At 61.2% G+C, this 18,046-nt stretch carries 17 protein-coding genes; 8 read left to right on the forward strand and 9 right to left on the reverse strand.

Annotated elements, in window-relative coordinates; genetic code table 11:
- Positions 1-43 precede the first annotated feature (43 nt).
- Positions 44-1,324, reverse strand: a complete 1,281-nt coding sequence (locus N5A92_RS25365; RefSeq protein ID WP_260907257.1) for a glycosyltransferase family 2 protein — start codon at positions 1,322-1,324, stop codon at positions 44-46.
- A complete protein-coding gene (locus tag N5A92_RS25370; protein ID WP_260907259.1) occupies positions 1,317-2,777 on the reverse strand; it encodes a TackOD1 domain-containing metal-binding protein in 1,461 nt (486 codons plus the stop codon). The genes N5A92_RS25365 and N5A92_RS25370 overlap by 8 nt, the downstream gene beginning before the upstream one ends.
- Before the next feature lie 446 nt (positions 2,778-3,223).
- Between N5A92_RS25370 and ytfQ the strand changes: the two genes are divergently transcribed.
- The 5 genes from ytfQ to N5A92_RS25395 all read left to right on the forward strand — a co-directional run bounded on the left by ytfQ (position 3,224) and on the right by N5A92_RS25395 (position 8,610).
- Positions 3,224-4,186, forward strand: coding sequence for a galactofuranose ABC transporter, galactofuranose-binding protein YtfQ (ytfQ, locus tag N5A92_RS25375; protein ID WP_260907355.1), 963 nt, complete (start codon positions 3,224-3,226; stop codon positions 4,184-4,186).
- Positions 4,187-4,287: 101 nt separating this feature from the next.
- Positions 4,288-5,811, forward strand: coding sequence for a galactofuranose ABC transporter, ATP-binding protein YtfR (ytfR, locus tag N5A92_RS25380; protein WP_260907261.1), 1,524 nt, complete (start codon positions 4,288-4,290; stop codon positions 5,809-5,811).
- The gene (locus tag N5A92_RS25385) at positions 5,808-6,842 is read left to right on the forward strand and encodes an ABC transporter permease (RefSeq protein WP_260907262.1); all 1,035 of its coding nucleotides are present in this window, start codon (positions 5,808-5,810) and stop codon (positions 6,840-6,842) included. Before ytfR ends, N5A92_RS25385 begins: the two co-directional genes overlap by 4 nt.
- On the forward strand, positions 6,839-7,825 hold the full coding sequence (yjfF, locus tag N5A92_RS25390) for a galactofuranose ABC transporter, permease protein YjfF (RefSeq protein WP_260907263.1): 987 nt from the start codon (positions 6,839-6,841) through the stop codon (positions 7,823-7,825). The genes N5A92_RS25385 and yjfF overlap by 4 nt, the downstream gene beginning before the upstream one ends.
- Complete coding sequence (locus tag N5A92_RS25395; RefSeq protein WP_260907357.1) at positions 7,822-8,610, forward strand: FadR/GntR family transcriptional regulator; 789 nt, start codon at positions 7,822-7,824, stop codon at positions 8,608-8,610. The genes yjfF and N5A92_RS25395 overlap by 4 nt, the downstream gene beginning before the upstream one ends.
- Before the next feature lie 498 nt (positions 8,611-9,108).
- Here N5A92_RS25395 and N5A92_RS25400 read toward each other — a convergent pair whose 3' ends face one another.
- The 7 genes from N5A92_RS25400 to N5A92_RS25430 all read right to left on the reverse strand — a co-directional run bounded on the left by N5A92_RS25400 (position 9,109) and on the right by N5A92_RS25430 (position 15,365).
- On the reverse strand, positions 9,109-9,495 hold the full coding sequence (locus N5A92_RS25400; RefSeq protein WP_260907265.1) for a hypothetical protein: 387 nt from the start codon (positions 9,493-9,495) through the stop codon (positions 9,109-9,111).
- Between the two features lie 144 nt (positions 9,496-9,639).
- A complete protein-coding gene (locus tag N5A92_RS25405) occupies positions 9,640-10,665 on the reverse strand; it encodes an ABC transporter ATP-binding protein (RefSeq protein WP_260907266.1) in 1,026 nt (341 codons plus the stop codon).
- Between the two features lie 31 nt (positions 10,666-10,696).
- Positions 10,697-11,539, reverse strand: coding sequence for a carbohydrate ABC transporter permease (locus N5A92_RS25410; protein ID WP_260907267.1), 843 nt, complete (start codon positions 11,537-11,539; stop codon positions 10,697-10,699).
- Positions 11,536-12,438, reverse strand: coding sequence for a carbohydrate ABC transporter permease (locus N5A92_RS25415; RefSeq protein WP_313958465.1), 903 nt, complete (start codon positions 12,436-12,438; stop codon positions 11,536-11,538). The genes N5A92_RS25410 and N5A92_RS25415 overlap by 4 nt, the downstream gene beginning before the upstream one ends.
- 40 nt (positions 12,439-12,478) lie before the next feature.
- Positions 12,479-13,726, reverse strand: a complete 1,248-nt coding sequence (locus N5A92_RS25420) for an ABC transporter substrate-binding protein (RefSeq protein WP_260907269.1) — start codon at positions 13,724-13,726, stop codon at positions 12,479-12,481.
- A gap of 83 nt (positions 13,727-13,809) precedes the next feature.
- Positions 13,810-14,604, reverse strand: a complete 795-nt coding sequence (locus N5A92_RS25425; RefSeq protein WP_260907270.1) for an SDR family NAD(P)-dependent oxidoreductase — start codon at positions 14,602-14,604, stop codon at positions 13,810-13,812.
- Positions 14,601-15,365, reverse strand: coding sequence for a FadR/GntR family transcriptional regulator (locus N5A92_RS25430; RefSeq protein WP_260907271.1), 765 nt, complete (start codon positions 15,363-15,365; stop codon positions 14,601-14,603). Before N5A92_RS25430 ends, N5A92_RS25425 begins: the two co-directional genes overlap by 4 nt.
- Positions 15,366-15,489: 124 nt before the next feature.
- On the opposite strand from N5A92_RS25430, the gene N5A92_RS25435 reads away from it, so the two are divergent.
- The 3 genes from N5A92_RS25435 to N5A92_RS25445 all read left to right on the forward strand — a co-directional run bounded on the left by N5A92_RS25435 (position 15,490) and on the right by N5A92_RS25445 (position 17,890).
- Positions 15,490-16,626, forward strand: coding sequence for a mandelate racemase/muconate lactonizing enzyme family protein (locus N5A92_RS25435; RefSeq protein ID WP_260907272.1), 1,137 nt, complete (start codon positions 15,490-15,492; stop codon positions 16,624-16,626).
- A gap of 62 nt (positions 16,627-16,688) precedes the next feature.
- Positions 16,689-17,555 (forward strand): DUF6772 family protein, encoded by an 867-nt coding sequence (locus tag N5A92_RS25440; protein ID WP_260907359.1) that lies wholly within the window; start codon positions 16,689-16,691, stop codon positions 17,553-17,555.
- Positions 17,555-17,890 carry a hypothetical protein gene (locus tag N5A92_RS25445; RefSeq protein ID WP_260907273.1) on the forward strand — a complete coding sequence of 112 codons (336 nt, stop codon included), beginning with the start codon at positions 17,555-17,557 and terminating at the stop codon, positions 17,888-17,890. The genes N5A92_RS25440 and N5A92_RS25445 overlap by 1 nt, the downstream gene beginning before the upstream one ends.
- Positions 17,891-18,046 lie beyond the last annotated feature (156 nt).

Raw genomic sequence — 18,046 nt, forward strand, 5'->3', positions numbered from 1 at the left:
TCAATGCGGGGACGCTTGCGGATATATCTCATTAGAGAAGACCTCACCATGCGCGCTCGTAACGGACCTTGGCGGGCGTGTAGTTGTCGCGATGCGATCCCGATAAGAACCACTCGTCGATATAGGCGATCAAACGCACAGACCGCATCAGATAGGCCATGAATATCGAATAACCGGGGAGAAATGGCAGGTTACGCCAGAAGGCCGCGCGGCCAGTCGTCCAGCTGGCAAACGCCAGCATCAGGGCATCGAGAACGAACAGAGCGGTATGGAGCGCCATGAGGATCGGAATGGCAAGCGCGCCCAGATTGAAGACCAGCCAGACGAGATAGATTGGAAATATGGCGGCGCCGACAACGTTGAATAATAAGAAATCCCACTGGTGTAGCGCTTCCAAAGGCCGAAACTGCGGGTCGAGAGGATTAAGCAGCCGGCGGTGCTTGCGGAAACGGATCCATACCGCATCGCGCTCCCAACGTAGGCGTTGTCGGATATAGTTGTAGACGGAGGACGGGACATCGGTATAGCAGATCGCATCCGGAACGTAGGCGATGCGCCAACCTGCGCGACGCAGCCGCAGGGTAACGTCGAGGTCCTCTCCGCCGCCAACGTCTAGCCCGCCAACCCGGGCAAGCGCCTTTCTGCGGAACGCACTGAACGCGCCGGAGGCACACGTTACTTGCTCAATCGCCGCACTGAACCGTTTTCCGACGGAGATCGCCTCGAGGTACTCGATCTCCTGGAACTGGGCGACAATGCTCGCGTGGGCGTTGCGCGGAGCAATATCGCCGCAAGCCGCGCCAATTGCCTCGTCCTCGAACGGCTTTACGAGACGCTCGATGGCATACCGGTCGAACGAGCAATCGCAGTCGATGTTGATGATGATGTCTCCTCGCGCGATTTCGCAGGCGAGATTCGTTCCGCTCGCTTTCCCTCCACGGACTCCCGTGGAAAGGATGCAAGTGGCATGGCCATTCCGCACCATCTCCCGCGCGACTTTGCTCATCCCGTCCGTCGAACCGTCACTGACGATGATGATCTCAAAACCCGAAATTGATTGTTCCCTCAGCGAGCGCACGCACGCGCTGATCGAATCCGCCTCATTATGGCCGATGAGAACGATGCTTATGCTGGGCAATGTGGTGCTCGGCGATGCAGGCGCCGGTCGGTCGTGCGACGAGGCCGAACGCAAGGTCAGGGCGGCGACCGCGAAGGGCAAGATATACCGCGGGACGTCAAAGAGGAGTAGATACCAAAAAATCGCAGCTAAACTTGTACTCGTTTGAGCGAAAAGAAAGGAGAATCCAATATCGAGTTCACTCACCGCCCACCTCCTTGGATCCGCTCCACAAGGTGAGCAATCTCGGATGCAATCGCTCGGAAAGGATTGCATCGCAATGATCCAGTATTGTCTGCGGAGGGGCTCCGAGGGTGGAATCGTGGAGATCCAAGAAGAGCACATAGTCACTGTCATGTGATTTGTGCACCGTGGCTCTTTCTCCCAAAAAACCTTGAAGATTGTCCAGAAAGAGCTTTCGCATGGACGCGAAGGCCGCTTCACCTTTGCTGCACAAAAGTTGGTCGCGTGCCTCGTACTGCACCTCTGCCACGACAAAGTCTGAAAGGACATTCGTACCAACTGACAGCTGCAGAACTTCGCGTTGCAGTTTCTCCGGAAGATGTCGCAACAGCCGGCTTGGAATGTGATTGTTTTCGGCGTGATCGGTCGCAAGCAAAGCCACGGCTTGATCGGATAGTGTGTAGGTGAACACGTCCGCCGTGTTGACCACATCTCCATCGACATGCACCCGGCAATCCTGGCACACGAAGCCGACGGCAGGCTCCGAGGTCGTGCTCTTGCAGTGACCACAGATCTGCACAATTCCAGGCTTGTCGTAGTCCTTGCCATAATGACGCAGTTGCTTGCTGCATTTCGGGCAAACCAGCGCACTTCCCTGGCGGAATTGGCCTTCGGGGCTTAGTTGCGCACAACCATAGTGATGAATCAGGCTCGTTTCCGATAGATTGGGCGATCGGCAGACAGGACATTCCTCCCTAACGGCCAACCGGTGTGAGCGGCATCCGGCGCATTCGTGATACCGGTCGAAGAAGCTTCGCTCAAGCCAACCTCTATCGGCGAGGGCCTCTGCAACCGCTACCGTTGTACGGGTATTCGCAAATCCCTTATAGGCAAAGTAAAGTGGAGAGGCCGGATGCGGAACCGGAGTAAGATCGCTGCCGGAAACGAATAGGTAAGCCAGCATCCGGATGGCGGGCGACGTAGGTGAGTGGAAGCGGGATGGCAAGCGACGTCTTCGGTCTGCGAATCTACTGATGCAATCAGCCGTGTCGGTCCACGACTGAGGCTTTGTCAGGTCGAAATCCACGTCCGCAGCAGGACTGAGCTTTCCACTCACGTTTACGGCGGGAACGAGAAACATGTTTCTCGTACAGCGGAACCTCTCCAGCGCGAACAGCTGTCGTTCGTTTGTGAGCAGGATTGCATCGACATCGTGTTCGTCGACAACGTCAAACACTTCACGAAGATCGCGCGAGTGCGGAACGACGGTATCGGGGAATAGCACGACACGGGGAATCCGCAGCCCGAATTGACGCCATATCGCGCGACATTGACCTACGACCGAGAGCTCGTCTGTGAGCGGATTGCTCTCGGGCGGGATCGCGGAATTAACCAACAAGATATTATTGTTCGACACAACGACACCTTTGCCGAATACCTCGCAGAACCGACGCTCACAGTTGGAAACGAGTTCCACATCCCACCCCAAAGAAAGCGCCTCGCCAAATTTAGTGTCAAGTAGTTTGAGAAGAGTTTTATATTCTCGGTCACGGTACCATGGATATATACACCATATTATGTATATATATGGTGAGCTTCTCTCCGTGACCGCAGGATAGCAATGTCTCTCTGGGACAAGACGATGCGAGAATCTTGTTAGACTGCACGCACAGACTAATACATTGGAAGTATTCGCACCTTCTTTTAGGGCGCAGGCTGCCCAACCGGTGGAACGCGCACCGGAGCAGTCGCCAAGACGACCACACCGTCCGCGGAAAAGGCAGCGAGGGTGCAGATCATTTAACGCCGCATCCAGGTTGTGGAAGGAGGCGTGGCGGAGCACCACCGACACCCGCTTTACAAAAGTCATACTATATGATTTTTTCTCCTTCGCTGCTTTGCAGCCTAGCAACCGGGAGGAACATAATGCTCAAGTCAGCTCTTGCTGGCGCGACCGTGCTCGCGTCGGTGGTTCTTAGTACGTCCGTCGCTTCCGCCGTGACGGTGGGCTTTTCGCAGATCGGCTCCGAATCCGGCTGGCGCGCCGCCGAAACGACAGTCACCAAACAGGAAGCCGAGAAGCGCGGCATCGACCTGAAGTTTGCCGACGCCCAGCAGAAGCAGGAAAACCAGATCAAGGCGCTGCGCTCCTTCATCGCCCAGGGTGTGGACGCGATCCTGCTCGCACCGGTGGTGGAGACGGGTTGGGACTCCGTGTTGGAAGAAGCCAAGGATGCGGAAATCCCCGTTATCCTTCTCGACCGCACCGTCGCCGCCTCGGATGACCTCTACCTCACCGCTGTCACCTCCGACCTGGTGCACGAGGGGCGGGTGGCCGGCGAGTGGCTGGTCGAGAATGTTGGCGACGAGGACTGCTCTATCGTCGAGCTCCAAGGCACAACGGGCTCCTCGCCCGCCATCGCCCGTAAGAAAGGCTTTGAAGAGGCGATTGCCGGCCACGAGAATTTCGAGATCATCCGCAGCCAGACCGGCGACTTCACCCGCACCAAGGGCAAGGAGGTGATGGAAAGCTTCCTCAAAGCCGAAAACGGCGGCGCCAATATCTGCGCGCTTTACGCACACAATGACGATATGGCGCTGGGCGCCATTCAGGCCATCAAGGAGGCCGGACTAAAGCCGGGCGAGGATATCCTCGTCGTCTCCATCGACGCCGTGCCGGACATCTTCCAGGCGCTCGCCGCCGGCGAGGCCAACGCCACGGTCGAGCTGACACCGAATATGGCCGGTCCTGCCTTCGACGTGCTGGAGGCCTACCTTTCCGACGGCACCGTGCCGCCGAAGTGGATCCAGACCGAGTCCAAGCTCTATACGCAGGCGGACGACCCGAAGGCAGTCTACGAGGAAAAGAAGAACCTCGGCTACTAAAGGGGGCGGGGACAGGCGGGCCTTCACTGGCCCGCCTTCTCTTCCGACTGCAGCAACCGGTGTCCCCGAGAGGGCGCTCGGTTCCATTTCGGGGAAATGTCGTGGAAAAGCCTCAGGAACCGCTGCTGAGCGTGGCAAGCCTTACCAAGAGCTTCCCTGGTGCGCTGGCGCTCGATGGCGTCGACTTCACCTTGAGGGCGGGGGAAGTGCACGCTCTTCTGGGCGAGAATGGTGCGGGCAAGTCCACCCTCATCAAGTGCCTCACCGGCGCCTACCGGCGCGACAGCGGCGATATCCGGCTTTCCGGAAACCTGGTCGACCCGCGCGATACGTTCGAGGCGCAGGCGCTGGGCATCGGCACCGTCTATCAGGAGGTCAATCTCCTGCCCAACCTGACGGTGGCGCAAAATCTCTATCTCGGCCGCCAGCCGACCCGTTTCGGCATGGTGGGCACACGGCGGATGAATGCCGGGGCACAGGCGCTGCTTTCCAGATACGGCCTCGATATCGACGTGACACGGGAGCTTTCCTCCTATTCCGTCGCCGTCCAGCAGATCATCGCCATTGCGCGCGCGGTCGATCTGTCCGGCAAGATCCTTATCCTCGACGAGCCGACCGCCAGCCTCGATGCGCAGGAGGTGCGAATGGTGTTCGACATCGTGCGGGCGCTGCGCGAGCGGGGATTAGGCATCATCTTCATCACCCATTTCCTCAACCAGGTGTTCGAGATCTCCGATCGCATCACCGTTTTACGCAACGGCCGGCTGGTCGGCACGCGCGATGCCGCCGATATCGAGCGCATCGATCTCGTCACCATGATGCTGGGCCACGAGCTTTCTCAGGAGACCGTCGCGCATAAGGCGGCACGCAAGAGCGAGGGGGAGGTTGCCTACTGCTTCCGCGATTTCGGCCGTGCCGGCACGATAGAGCCGTTCAACCTGGAAATTCGCCGCGGCGAAGCAGTCGGCGTTGCCGGTCTCCTCGGCTCCGGGCGCACGGAGACCGCCGAGGTGATCTTCGGCGTGCGCCCGCATGACAGCGGCAATGCGGAGAAGGATGGCAGCCAGCTCGAACTCAATGGTCCGCGCAAGGCGATCGCTGCAGGCCTCGGTTTCTGCCCAGAGGACCGCAAGACCGACGGCATCGTCGGCGACCTCTCCGTGCGCGAGAACATCGTGCTGGCGCTGCAGGCGCGGCGCGGCTGGTCCCGGCCGCTGCCCAGGCAGGAGCAGATCGAGATCGCCGACCGCTTCATCGACGCTCTCGACATCCGCACGACAGACCGGGAGAAGCCGCTCAGGCTTCTGTCTGGCGGCAACCAGCAAAAGGCCATCCTCGCCCGCTGGCTGGCGACCAACCCGGAGTTCCTCATCCTCGACGAGCCGACACGCGGCATCGATGTCGGCGCCCATGCCGAGATCATCCGCCTGATCGAGCGCCTCTGCGAGGACGGCGTGTCGCTGCTCGTCATCTCCTCGGAGCTGGAAGAGCTGGTCGCTTATTCGCATCGCGTGATCGTGGTGCGCGACCGGCAGCATGTGTCGGAACTGACGGGCGAGGAGATCAATACGGACAACATCGTCCGCGCCATCGCCGCCGACAGCCAGCCGGAGCAAGCCCGATGAACGGCGAAAGTGCGAGCAGTCTTCGGCGCTTCCTGCCCCAGCTCCTGACGCTTCTCGTCATCCTGGCGCTGATCACGGCGGTTTTCCCGAATTTCCTAAACCTGACGTGGCAGAACGGCCGTCTCTACGGCAGCCTGATCGACATCCTCAATCGTGGCGCTCCCGTGGCTCTTCTGTCGATCGGCATGACGCTGGTTATCGCCACCAGGGGCATCGACCTTTCTGTCGGCGCTGTGATGGCGATCTGCGGGGCCGTAGCGGCATCCACCGTCGCAGGCGGCGGCAGCGCGGCAACCGCCCTCCTCTTCGCGCTTGCCGTGGGTGTGGCCTGCGGCGCCTGGAACGGTTTCCTTGTGGCCGTACTCGGCATTCAGCCAATCGTCGCCACGCTGATCTTGATGGTGGCCGGGCGCGGCATCGCCCAGCTCATCACCGAAGGCATCATCGTCACCTTCAACAATGCGGCGTTCGCCTTCTTCGGCAGCGGCGCGCTTCTCGGTCTGCCGGTGCCCATCCTGCTGTGGGTCGCCACCGGCATTGCTGCAGCCTTCATCGTGCGCAGGAGCGCACTCGGGCTTCTGATCGAGGCGACCGGCATCAATCGCCGCGCCAGCACGCTTTCCGGCGTCAACAGCGGCGTGCTCCTGGTGACGGTCTACATGGTCTCGGGTCTGTGCGCGGCGATCGCCGGGATCATCGTCACCGCCGACATCCGCGGCGCGGACGCCAACAATGCCGGCCTGTGGCTGGAGCTCGACGCCATCCTCGCCGTCGTTTTGGGCGGGACGTCGCTGCTCGGCGGCCGCTTCACCATCCTCGGTTCGTTGATCGGCGCCATGATCATCCAGTCGATCAACACCGGCATCCTGCTCTCCGGTTTCCCGCCCGAGTTCAACCTGATCATCAAGGCCGTCATCATCATGCTGATACTGGTCATCCAGTCGCCGGCCCTGCGCATGGCCACGATCTTCTGGCGTGGCCGCCCGGCGGAGCCGATGGCCGCAGAACGGAAGGAGCGGTCGGCACCATGAAGTCCCGCTATCTGCCGCTGGCGGCAACCATCCTCATCTTCGTCCTCGCCTATGCACTTTGCTATGCGCAGTTCCCGTCGATGCTGTCGACCCGCGTCATCGGCAATCTCCTGACCGACAACGCCTTTCTCGGCATCGTCGCCGTCGGCATGACCTTCGTCATCCTCTCCGGCGGCATCGATCTTTCCGTCGGCTCGGTCATCGCCTTTACCAGTGTCTTCATCGCCGTGGTTCTGGCCAACACCGGTCTGCACCCGCTTATCGTCTTCGCCGTCGCGCTCCTCATCACCACGGCCTTCGGCGCGGCGATGGGAGCAGCGATCCACTATCTGGAGATGCCGCCCTTCATCGTCACGCTGGCCGGCATGTTTTTAGCACGCGGCATGGCTTTCGTGCTGTCGATCGATTCCATCCCCGTCATGCATCCCTTCTACGATACTCTGCAGTCGTTCTACTGGCGCATGCCCGGGGGTGGGCGCCTGACGCTGATCGGCGGTCTTCTGCTGCTTGTCTTCGCAATCGGCATCCTGATCGCCCACCGCACGCGCTTCGGTGCCAACGTCTACGCCTTGGGCGGCGATGCTGCAACGGCGCGGTTGATGGGCGTTTCCGTCGGCCGCACCACCGTCGGTATCTACGCGCTGTCCGGCCTTTTAGCGGGCCTCTCCGGCATCGTCTTCTCACTCTACACCACGGCCGGCTATTCCCTTTCCGCGGTCGGTGTCGAGCTCGACGCCATTGCGGCGGTCGTCATCGGCGGGACGCTGCTTACCGGCGGCAGTGGCTTCGTCGCAGGTACCTTCGTTGGTATTCTGATCATGGGTCTGATACAGACCTACATCATCTTCGACGGTACACTATCGAGTTGGTGGACGAAGATTGTGGTCGGAGTGCTCTTGTTCGTCTTCATCTTCTTGCAGAAGGGGATTCTCTGGCTCTCGGCCAGGAAGACGGCGGCGCTGCACCACGCACATGGAAGCTGATGGGACTGCTTGAAACCGCCATATCCGGCCGAGCCCGGCGCACGAGCCATTCTCATGTGGTGAACGAACTCGGCAAGGCCATCATCGGCGGTGTCTATCCCGTGGGCAGCATTCTACCCGGCGACAGCGAGTTGGTCGCGCGCTTCCATGTCTCGCGCACCGTTCTGCGCGAGGCGATGAAGACGCTTTCGGCCAAGGGGCTCATCGTGCCGCGGGCGCGCATCGGTACGCGCGTGACGGAGCGCAGGGAGTGGAACCTATTCGACGCCGACGTGCTCACCTGGCACCTGGAGCGCGGCGTCGACCGCACGTTTCTTATCCACTTATGCGATATGCGTCTTTCTTTTGAGCCCTATGCGGCGGGGTTGGCGGCAGGACGCGCCGGGCCGGAGACTGCGCGTCACCTTCTAGCACTGGCGGAGGACATGGCCTCGGCCCCCTCGCATGAAGATCTTATCATGGCCGACCTGCGCTTCCACCTTGCTGTCTTGCAGGCTTCCGAGAACCCTTTCATGTACGGCGTCGGCACGCTGATCGAAGCAGCCCTGGTCGCCGCCTTCGGCCTCAGCTCGCCCGACGTCCCATCACGGGAGACGGAAAGGATCGGCCTCTCCCATAGGACAATCGCCGAGGCCATTGCCCGCGGCGACACGGAAGCGGCATCCGAGGCCATGAGGAAGGTTATCCTGACCGGCCGCGACCAGGCACTCGACCGGATCAAGGAGGCGGCGCTTAGGAGCCGCCCGCCGGACGACATGAACCTGTCGCGCAGGAGAGGACGATAACATGGCCAATCCCCTGCCCTGCCCAGTCAAATTCACGAAAGGTAGTGTCTCAGTTTGAACTTAGACTGGTGGCGGCCCGTCATAGATCATTCATGCTGCGGAACAAGAGTTCCCACTAGGTGCAGCAAGTTTTCGTGCTGCGGCGAGCCCCTATCCCTGTTCAAGAAAGCACCAAGTTCCATATGCATTGATTTGCCGCTCGATTGGGGATTAGGAACATGTCGAACGAACGCCTTGCCTGCATCGTCCCGGCAGAGAAACCACTCGTCCCCGTTTGCACTCTCATAGATAAGCAATCCCGGATTCGCCACGCTTTCAACTCCCATGCCTTCCGGGAAGCATATAGGAGTTCGGGCGCGATGCGACAGGGCGGTCAAGCGGACCAAATCTCAAACTGAGACACTACCTCACGAAAGCCTGTCTTATCCGGTCGACGAGAATCTCGAATAGTCGGCCCCGGCTATCCTGCGCGAGGGAACTGCCATACTCGGCCCGCGGCTATACCTTATACATCGTCGATCGCAACACGGCTTGCATGTGCTCGCTGAGGTCAAGCTCGCGGCGTGCCTCGATCCTTAGAAGATACTTCGCTTTTGCCCGGCGATCGCCTTTGCTGACCGCTGGGTGGGAACAGACTGCCAGCAGCGCCTTTTCCTCGGCTCGGTTGGCTTTGGCATGTTGATGGCTATGGCTGCCCCACTTGCGGATGGATTTGCTGAACTCCGCGTATGCTGTCTTGTGGGCCTCGATCAGTTCCCGCAGTTGGCCAGACGAACTTCGGTTCCGGCGTGGCCGTACTCTGGCGATGGCTTTTTCGACCACGGTCGAGGCGACGAGGGCGCTCGTGGAGCTGACGAGCAAGACGCGGCGGTTGATCCTCGACATATGGACCTCCTCTTGGCGTGTGATGGCTGCGGGATCGGACATGCCGTCGACCGCCGGCCTATCGGCTCATCAGCCGCAATCCCGAAGTTAACATGTGGAGCAAGCTCGATGCCGCGCTTGATGCAGTGGTTTCTTTCGGGAATCCTAGCTGGAGGATCGCTGCCCTGCCCGGTCGAAGAAATGCATGTTTTTCGGATCTATCGTGAGGCCGACGCGGTCACCGGCCGCCGGACCATCGCCGTTGTTGACAACCAGCACCGTCTCGCCCTCATCTAGCCTGATGTGCAGCATCGAGGCCGCGCCGGTATATTCGCTGATAGCCACGGTCCCTGCCAACAGTCCCGCCTCGGGCGCTACGAGGCTTAGGTTCTCCGGCCTCATGCCGATCTGCCTTGCGCATGTCGGTACGCTTTCCGGAATGCCCTCCGAAACGTGCTCCACCGGCAGGATGTTCATCCTCGGACTGCCGATGAACTGTGCGACGAAGAGATTGTCTGGCTTCGAATAGAGCTCACGGGGCGTGCCGACCTGCTCGATGAGTCCGTCGCGCAGCACGACGATCCGATCCGCTAGCGTCATCGCCTCGATCTGGTCGTGGGTGACGTAGACCATGGTGTTGCCGAGACGCGCATGGAGCGCGGCGATCTCGGAGCGCATGTGGACGCGCAGTTCCGCGTCGAGATTGGACAGCGGCTCATCGAAGAGGAAGATCTTGGGGTCGGCGACGATGGCCCGCCCGATGGCGACGCGCTGCCGCTGGCCGCCGGAAAGCTCGCGCGGATAGCGGTCGAGCAGCCCGTCGAGCTTGAGCGTGTCCGAAGCTTCCTTGACGCGCCTTTCCCTCTCGGCCAGGGGCACTTTCCGCACCTTCAGACCGAAGGCCATGTTCTCGCGTACCGTGAGGTGCGGATAGAGCGCGTAGCTCTGGAACACCATAGCGACGCCGCGGCGAGAGGCCTGGACCTCATTCATCTTCATATCGCCGATGAAGAGATTCCCGGAGGTGATGTATTCGAGGCCGGAAATCATCCGCAGCAAAGTGGACTTGCCGCAGCCGGACGGCCCCACGAAGACGACGAACTCGCCGTCCTGGACGTCGAGATCGATGCCCTTGATGATCTCGACAGAGCCGAAGGATTTGCGGAGATTCCTGAGGCTGAGGCTTGTCATGTACTGCCCAGTTTCTGGCCGGTCCGGGAGGTCATCCTTTCACTCCCGACATGGCGAAGCTTTCGATGATCTGCCGCTGCGCGATCAGGTACACGATCAGGATCGGCACCACTGCGAGCGACGTGGCGGCGAGCTGCAGGTGCCAGAGCGGCAACCCGTATGCGTCGGTGAAGTTCGCAAGCGCCAGCGGCAGGGTGAATTTCTTGAGGCTGGAAAGGAAGACCAGCGGTTCGAGGAACAGGTTCCAGGAAAACAGGAACGTTATGATGGCGACGGCCGCAAGCGCCGGCCTGGACATGGGAAGCGCGATCTTCCACCAGATGCCGAGCCTGGACAGGCCGTCCATCCTGCCCGCCTCCTCCAGTTCCTTCGGCAGCGCCACAAAATACTGGCGCATCAGGAAGGTGGCCATGACGCCATGGGGGCCGAAGACCGGCAGGAGAACCAGCGGGCCATGCGTGTCCATCAGGCCGAGCCATCGCATCAGGAAGAAGTTGGGGATGATCGTCACCTCCTCGGGAACCATCAGGGCGGAAACGAGAAAGAGCATGAGCAGCCCTGCCCCGGCAAAGCGCATCCGGGCGAGCGCATAGCCGGCCAGCGAAGAGAGGATCAGCGTCAGGACCGTGACCAGCCCCGCAATATAGAGCGAGTTGAAATATTGCCGCGCGAAGGGCTGGTATTCGAAAACCTCGACGAAGTTGGTCCATCGCCAGACGCGCGGGATGAGGCTCGGCTGGCCGAAGATCTCGGTGGCGCTCTTGAAACCGGACGATACCATCCACAGGAACGGAAAGACGAAGGGAATCGCGAGGATGGACAGCGATAGCACCCACATCACCCGCTTGAGCCTGTCGAGCTGTCCCTGGGTCATGTCGCCCCCTTTTGGCGCAGCAGCAACTGCACGATGGTCAGCACCAGAACGATGACGAACATGATCATCGCCAGAGCCGATGCGTAACCGACATTGAAGAATTCGAAGGCCTGCTCGTAGACGTAGAAGGCAAGCACGAGCGTGCCGTTCTCGGGTCCGCCCCCGGTCATCAGGTAGATGTGGTCGAAGACCTTGAAGGATCCGATCGTCGTGATGACCATGATGATGAGGGTTGTCGGCGCAAGCAGGGGCCAGGTCACCATGCGAAAGACCTGCCAGCCCGTGGCGCCTTCGAGACGGGCCGCCTCCTCATAATCGCGGGGAATTGCCTGCAGCGCTGCGATGTAGAGGATCATGTTGAGGCCGACCATCTTGATGACGCGTGTGACGATGACGGCCGCCATGGCCCAGTCCGGCTCGCGCAGCCAGTTCGGCCCGTCGATGCCCACCAGGGCAAGCAGCTGATTGACCGTTCCGCCCTCCCCTTGCAGGAGGAACTTCCAGACGATCGCCCAGGCGACCGCGGAGGTGACGACCGGCGCGAAGAAGACGGTGCGGAAGAAGACGACACCGCGCCTGGGACGCGACAGCGAGATGGCCAGGGTCAGGGCGAGCGCCATGTTCATTGGAACGAGGCCGATCGCAAAGATCACCGAGTTGCGGATGACGTGCCAGAAATCCGGATTCTCCGTCAGGGCGTCGCGGTAGTTCGCCACGCCGACGAAGATTTGTTCGCCCGACAGCAAATTCCATTCCGACATCGAATAGATCACGACGGCGATCAGCGGCCCCAGGAAGAATATGAGGAAGCCGATGAGCGTCGGGCTGACGAAGAGCCACGCTTCGATCGCCTCGCGCCGTTTCAATGTCAGCCATGGCACGCGTGCGCGGCGTGCCATGGCCTCTATGTCGTCTGCTGCGGCCACATCGGTCCCCCGCCTAGAGCTGCGGCCGGATAGCTTCGCAGACCGCCTTCAGCGATGCCTCGACATCGGAGTCAGCGCGCCACAACGCGTCGAATCTCGGCTTCATGGCCGCGAGGATCTGCGGCGCGCGCTCATGGCTCGGCAGCACCTCGCCTTCTTTGATCGCGGCGGCGACGTGTTTCATCTGCTCGGGCGGAATGAGGGCGTTCGCCTCGGTGAAGGTGTCGCTTTCCAGTACCGAGACCCGCGCCGGCGGGAAGAACTGCGCCATCACCTCGACATTTTCCTGGTTGGTCATCCAGGCGATGAACTGCTTGGCGAGTTCCTTGTTGTCGGACTTGGCGAAGACCACGAGGCCGGCCTGACCAATGACCGGAGCCTCGCCGGCCGGGCCTGTCGGCAGCGGTGCGATGCCCCATTCGAAACCGGCCTCGGGCATCTTCGAAGCTCGCGATATCTGGTTGATCGTCATCGCTGAGGAGCCGGAGAAATAGTCACCCTGCTCGCCGGGCGGCACGATCGACTTGTCCTCAAAGACCATCTCGTGAAGCATCCGGACCGCCTCGACCGCCTCCGGATCGTCGAAGCCGCATTCACCGTTCGACCATGCATCACCGCCATAGGCACGGATCGGCGGCATGACTGCGTGCATGATGCGCGTGTCATAGCCCTGGCCGTCCTTGAACTCGAAGCCCCAGATGCGATCCTCCGGCTTGGTGAGCGCCTTCACCACTTCACGGAACTTGTCGAGCGTCCACTCGCCCTTCTCGGCGAGCGTCAGCGGGTCCTCCAGTCCGGCTGCGTCGAACATGTCCTTGTTGTAGAAGATCATGAAGGGCGAGGTGGAGAAGGGCACACCATAGATCTCGCCATCCTCCCTCCAGAGGCCCATGGCGGGATCAGAGAAATCAGCAAGGTCGTAGCCCTCGGCGTTCTCCAGCGTGTCGGTCAGCGACTCCACGGCTCCTGCTGCGACGAATGCCGGCATGGAGTCCTCAAACATCCAGCCGAGATCCGGAGGGTTTCCTCCGGCGAGCTGGAAAGTCAACTTCTGGACGTAGTCACCGGCAGGGATCGTTTCGAAGGTGACCGTGGTGCCGGGATTTTCGGCTTCGAACCCGTCGGCGATGCCGTTCAGCATGTTCAGATGGGCCTCGTTACCGGTCCACACGGTGAAGCGCAGATCCTCCGCCATTGCGTGGCCGGCGGCGAGGCTCAACGCCAGTGCCGATACGGTAAGACTTGTCAGTGCATTTCTCATGGCTTTCCTCCCTGTGATGACTGTCTATGCGCTCTTTGAAGCCTGCCCGCTTTTGCGGGCGAAACCAAAATTCAACGCTGCGCTCATGTCGTGACCTCAGGCAGCCCGCCCATCGCGTCGCCGACCGTCCAGCCGCCGTCGACGGGAATGCTTGCTCCGGTAACGTAAGCGCCCGCATTGCTGCACAGCATCAGCACTGGCCCGACGCAGTCGTCCGGCCTTCCCTGCCGGCCGGCCGGGATTTTCGCCACGACCGCCTGCCGGAACTTCGGGTCTGCATATCTGGCAGCATTCGCCTCGGTCTCGATCGCACCCGGTGCGATCACATTCATCGTCACGCCGCTTGCGGCGACCTCGCGGGCAATGGCCCTCACCGCGGTGAGCTGTGCGGATTTCAACGACGCATAGAGCACTGTCTCCGCACGCGGACGAGCTGCCATCACGCTGCCCGTCGCGACGACCCTGCCCCAGCCCCGCTCGGCCATCGGCGGAACAAGCTTCTGCATGAGCAATATCAGCGATGTGAAATTGACAGCGACGTGGGCATCGAGGAGGTCGGTCGTCGCCTCCAACCAAGCCGCCCGTATCTCGATTGCTGCATTGGCAATCAGAATGTCGATCGGCCCCATCTGCAATGCGTCGCGGGCAAGCCCATCAACCGCCGCGGCGCTTGAGAAATCGGCTTCGATGACTGAAGCATTCCGACCCATTGAGCGAACCGCCTCCTGAACGCTGGCCGCTCCCTCGGCATCGCCTAGATGATGGAGCGTGAGGTCGGCCCCCTGCCCCGCCAGACCAAGCGCAATCGCTCGCCCGATGCCGGTACTGGCGCCGGTGACGAGCGCTCTGCGACCATCGAGGCTGAACAGACTACTCACGCTCCCTTTCCCCTTGAACCGAGTTCGTCAGCAACCTCCAAGGAGGCGATGTCGGCAGCCTCGAAATGGATGATGATCTTCTGCTCCGCGAGGTCTGCATCGCCCGCGGCTATCGCCTCGTACAAGGCCTGGTGGCGGTCGATCGTCGCGCTCCAGTCAGATCGTGTCCTGTTGGACCGCCTCGAGAACAGTTCCGACACCTCCCGCTGAACAGACCGCATCCCCTCCATCTGCACGCGGATCATCGAATTGCCGGTCGCCATGGCCATTCCCAGGTGGAACAATATGTCGGCCTCGGTGAAGGCGGCAGGATCGCCCAGCCCCTCGCGCATGTCGGCGAGCGCCCGTTCCATGGCCGCAAGACCAGCCTTGCCACGGCGCTGCGCGGCCAGTCTTGCGATCCCCGTCTCTATGACGCGGCGCATTTCGTTGGCTTCCTGGAGCCGCTTTACGCTGGAGCGGACGGCGTAGCCATAGATCTTCTCCAGGGGCTCACCGTTGAGCTCCTTGGCACGAGCCACTTTTCCCTGCTGGGTTGAAATGAGGCCTGCGGAGGTGAGCTGGCGCAATGCCTCGCGTGCAATCGGCCTGCTGACGCCGAACTCCCGAGCGATCTCGCCTTCCGGTGGCAGCGGCTCACCCGGAACGATCCGCCCGTCGAAAAGCGCGGCGGCAATGGCATCCGAGACGGCGTCGGCAAGCCGCGAGGGCATCGCGGGCTTTGCCGAAAACAGCGGCTTCTTCGTCGGCAGTTCGGTCATCGTCACTCCCTTTGCAGCCCCTCCTATCACACAGCTCATCAACTTAGCAACTAAGTTTATCAGTTGCCAAGAAATCTTGTTCCGGTCTATTAGGGGAGCAAGAAGCAGCAAGGGAGGCCATTCCGTGCCGGATACAAACGCCGCCGATGTGAAGATCGTGGACGTCATCGCCCATCCGCTAACGCAGACTCTGCCACGGCCAACGGTCACGTCGTGGGGCAGGTATACGGAAGTCTCGATCGTTCTCGTCGAGATCCGCACGGATGCAGGACTTGTCGGCGTCGGCGAAGCCCTCGCCCGTTTCTCGCCGAAGGCTTATGCCGAGCTGATTGAGACGTCGCTGAAGCCGCGTCTCATCGGGCAGAACCCGACGGACATCACGCAGCACTGGCGTACGATGCGCCGCGCCCTGTCGGGACGCGCGGGCGGCATGCTGATTGAGGCGATCGCCGGCGTTGACATTGCCTTGTGGGACATCACGGGCAAGATGGCCAACCTTCCAATCTTCCGCCTGCTGGGCGGCGTCGGCCGCACGCAGGTTCCGGTCTATGCCGCCTCAGTCAATTGGGGCAGCGACGAGTTCATGGACGGCGAGCTCGACCGCTATCTGGAAAAGGGATTTCCGCGGGTGAAGGTGAAAATCGCCAATCCCGTCCGCGACGCATGCCGCCGCATCGAGCGGCTGCGCAAGCGCGCCGGCGATAATATTGAGCTGTGCGTCGACGCCAACTGGGCCTACGCGCTCGAAGAGGCGGTCGAGGTGGGGCGTGCGCTGACAGCCAATGGCTATGTCTGGTTCGAGGAACCGCTCAGACCCGAAGATGAACAGGGCTATGAACAGCTCCACCGCCAGTGCGTGACACCGCTCGCCGCGGGCGAGAGCAACTACACGCTCGACCAGGCCATGCGTCTCGTCTCCAATCGCACCCTTTCCTATCTGCAGCCCGACGTTGCGCGCTCGGGCGGCATCACCGAGACGCGCCGGATGGCGGAGTTCGCGGCAGCCTACGATGTTTCCTACGCGCCGCATATCGGCATGTCAGGCATCGTCTGCGAGACCGCCAGCCTTCACCTGGCCGCCGCCATGCCCAATCTGCGCGCCATGGAATGCGAGACCGACTCCAGCCCATTCAAGACTGCGATCACGGGGGCTGCGCCGGGGGCCGACCGTCAGAAGAACGGCTACCTGCCGGTTCCCACCGGCCCTGGGCTCGGCATCGAAGTCGATTGGGACGCGGTGGCACGCCTCCGGACCAGCTAAAGCAAATGGGCGAGGATAGGAAATTGACCGATAGCTCCGTCAGAAGCGATATGGCCGAGGCGATGCGCATCGCCATGCTGCGGGCGAACCCGAAGCTAAGTCGCTTCGACCCGCTGCCGCGCATCATCTGCCACGACGAGTTCTCACGTGGCCATTGCGGCTGGTCGCAGCTCGTGGGCAACTACGAGAACGACATCGGCACTATGCTGCCCGGCTATGCCCAACATACCAGCGCTATGCTGTCCACGCTCGCGCACTGGGATGCCGGTTCCCACGGGGGGCACGACAGTTCCTATGCCCTCAAGATCGCCACGCGTCCGAAGAAGGGCGCTCAGAACGTCGCGATCAAACGCCTGACCTTCCGCAAGCGGTGCCCGATCCGCCTGGAATTCTACTTCACGTTCAAGCCCGAAGCGACGGAACTGAAGCTGAGCGAGAGCGACGTGCGCTCCGTCGGCTTTCTCTTCGACCTGCAGGGCGGCGATAGGGACGATGACAGCCAACGCGTCATGCCCCACATCCGCTTCCTCAACGCGCTTGAAGGAGAGCACGTTCAGAAGTGGCAATTTAAGCGACATAACGCCGAGTTCACGCCGATCGGCACCTCGCGTAAAACCTTGAGCCACTATCATCTGTCGCCGGAAGGGTGGGAGGACATTCCTGGCGGCGCACAGCGCCTTTGTTACAACGAAATCCCGACCAAGGTGAACTGGACCTACCTGCGCTTCGATTTTGATCTTGCCTCCATGCAGGCCCTGTCCTTCCAGTGCAACGACCGCGCATTCGATATGTCCGGCTTCGATTCCATCAGGATTCCGGCGATGAAGAACCTGTGGTGCATGCTCAATATCGCCCTTTTCGCCGAGACAGACACAGACAAGCGCGTCTTCCTCTACGTCGATTCCGTTTGCATATCGGGGGACTTCTGATGCTGCCGGAAAACATCACCGCCGTTGTCGCGCGCAACGAACGTTGGACGGGACAAGCTGCGAGCGAACCTCACGAAGCGGGCTGGGCGCGCGAGGCGATCATATTTGTGCGCGCCATGAAGGAGCCGATCGGCGAACAGCCGAAGGCACGAATAGAGATTTCGCCGGACGGGATATACTGGATCGGCGAGGGAAGCGAGTTTGCCCTACCGGCAGAGAAAGACAGCATCGCCACGGCGCGCATCTCTCATTTCGGAAACTGGCTGAGAGTGCGGGCCGATTTCGGCGACGGCGCGGAATCGACCGTTCTGGTCACGATTCACCTGAAAGCCTAACCGGGCCGTGCGCGATATATCCGCTCTTACGCTCCTCTCGGAGACAATTCTCTGAGCTTCGCCCGCCTCAGCTGCTAGATCGCACCGACCGGTTCCCATACGATCTTTGCTCCCTTCAGGGTTCGTTGGCGCTCGTTCCCACGACGCGTTGGCGAT

The organism is Chelativorans salis, assembly GCF_025336525.1.
GTDB classification, from domain to species: domain Bacteria; phylum Pseudomonadota; class Alphaproteobacteria; order Rhizobiales; family Rhizobiaceae; genus Chelativorans; species Chelativorans salis.

What these genes read in the sequence shown, in the direction of transcription:
- N5A92_RS25430 (WP_260907271.1), bottom strand. Translation starts at nt 15,365, where the DNA reads ATGACCGAACTGCCGACGAAGAAGCCGCTGTTTTCGGCAAAGCCCGCG.
- N5A92_RS25385 (WP_260907262.1), top strand. Translation starts at nt 5,808, where the DNA reads ATGAACGGCGAAAGTGCGAGCAGTCTTCGGCGCTTCCTGCCCCAGCTC.
- N5A92_RS25400 (WP_260907265.1), bottom strand. Translation starts at nt 9,495, where the DNA reads ATGTCGAGGATCAACCGCCGCGTCTTGCTCGTCAGCTCCACGAGCGCC.
- yjfF (WP_260907263.1), top strand. Translation starts at nt 6,839, where the DNA reads ATGAAGTCCCGCTATCTGCCGCTGGCGGCAACCATCCTCATCTTCGTC.
- N5A92_RS25445 (WP_260907273.1), top strand. Translation starts at nt 17,555, where the DNA reads ATGCTGCCGGAAAACATCACCGCCGTTGTCGCGCGCAACGAACGTTGG.
- N5A92_RS25405 (WP_260907266.1), bottom strand. Translation starts at nt 10,665, where the DNA reads ATGACAAGCCTCAGCCTCAGGAATCTCCGCAAATCCTTCGGCTCTGTC.
- N5A92_RS25420 (WP_260907269.1), bottom strand. Translation starts at nt 13,726, where the DNA reads ATGAGAAATGCACTGACAAGTCTTACCGTATCGGCACTGGCGTTGAGC.
- N5A92_RS25410 (WP_260907267.1), bottom strand. Translation starts at nt 11,539, where the DNA reads ATGACCCAGGGACAGCTCGACAGGCTCAAGCGGGTGATGTGGGTGCTA.
- N5A92_RS25440 (WP_260907359.1), top strand. Translation starts at nt 16,689, where the DNA reads ATGCGCATCGCCATGCTGCGGGCGAACCCGAAGCTAAGTCGCTTCGAC.
- N5A92_RS25415 (WP_313958465.1), bottom strand. Translation starts at nt 12,438, where the DNA reads ATGGCACGCCGCGCACGCGTGCCATGGCTGACATTGAAACGGCGCGAG.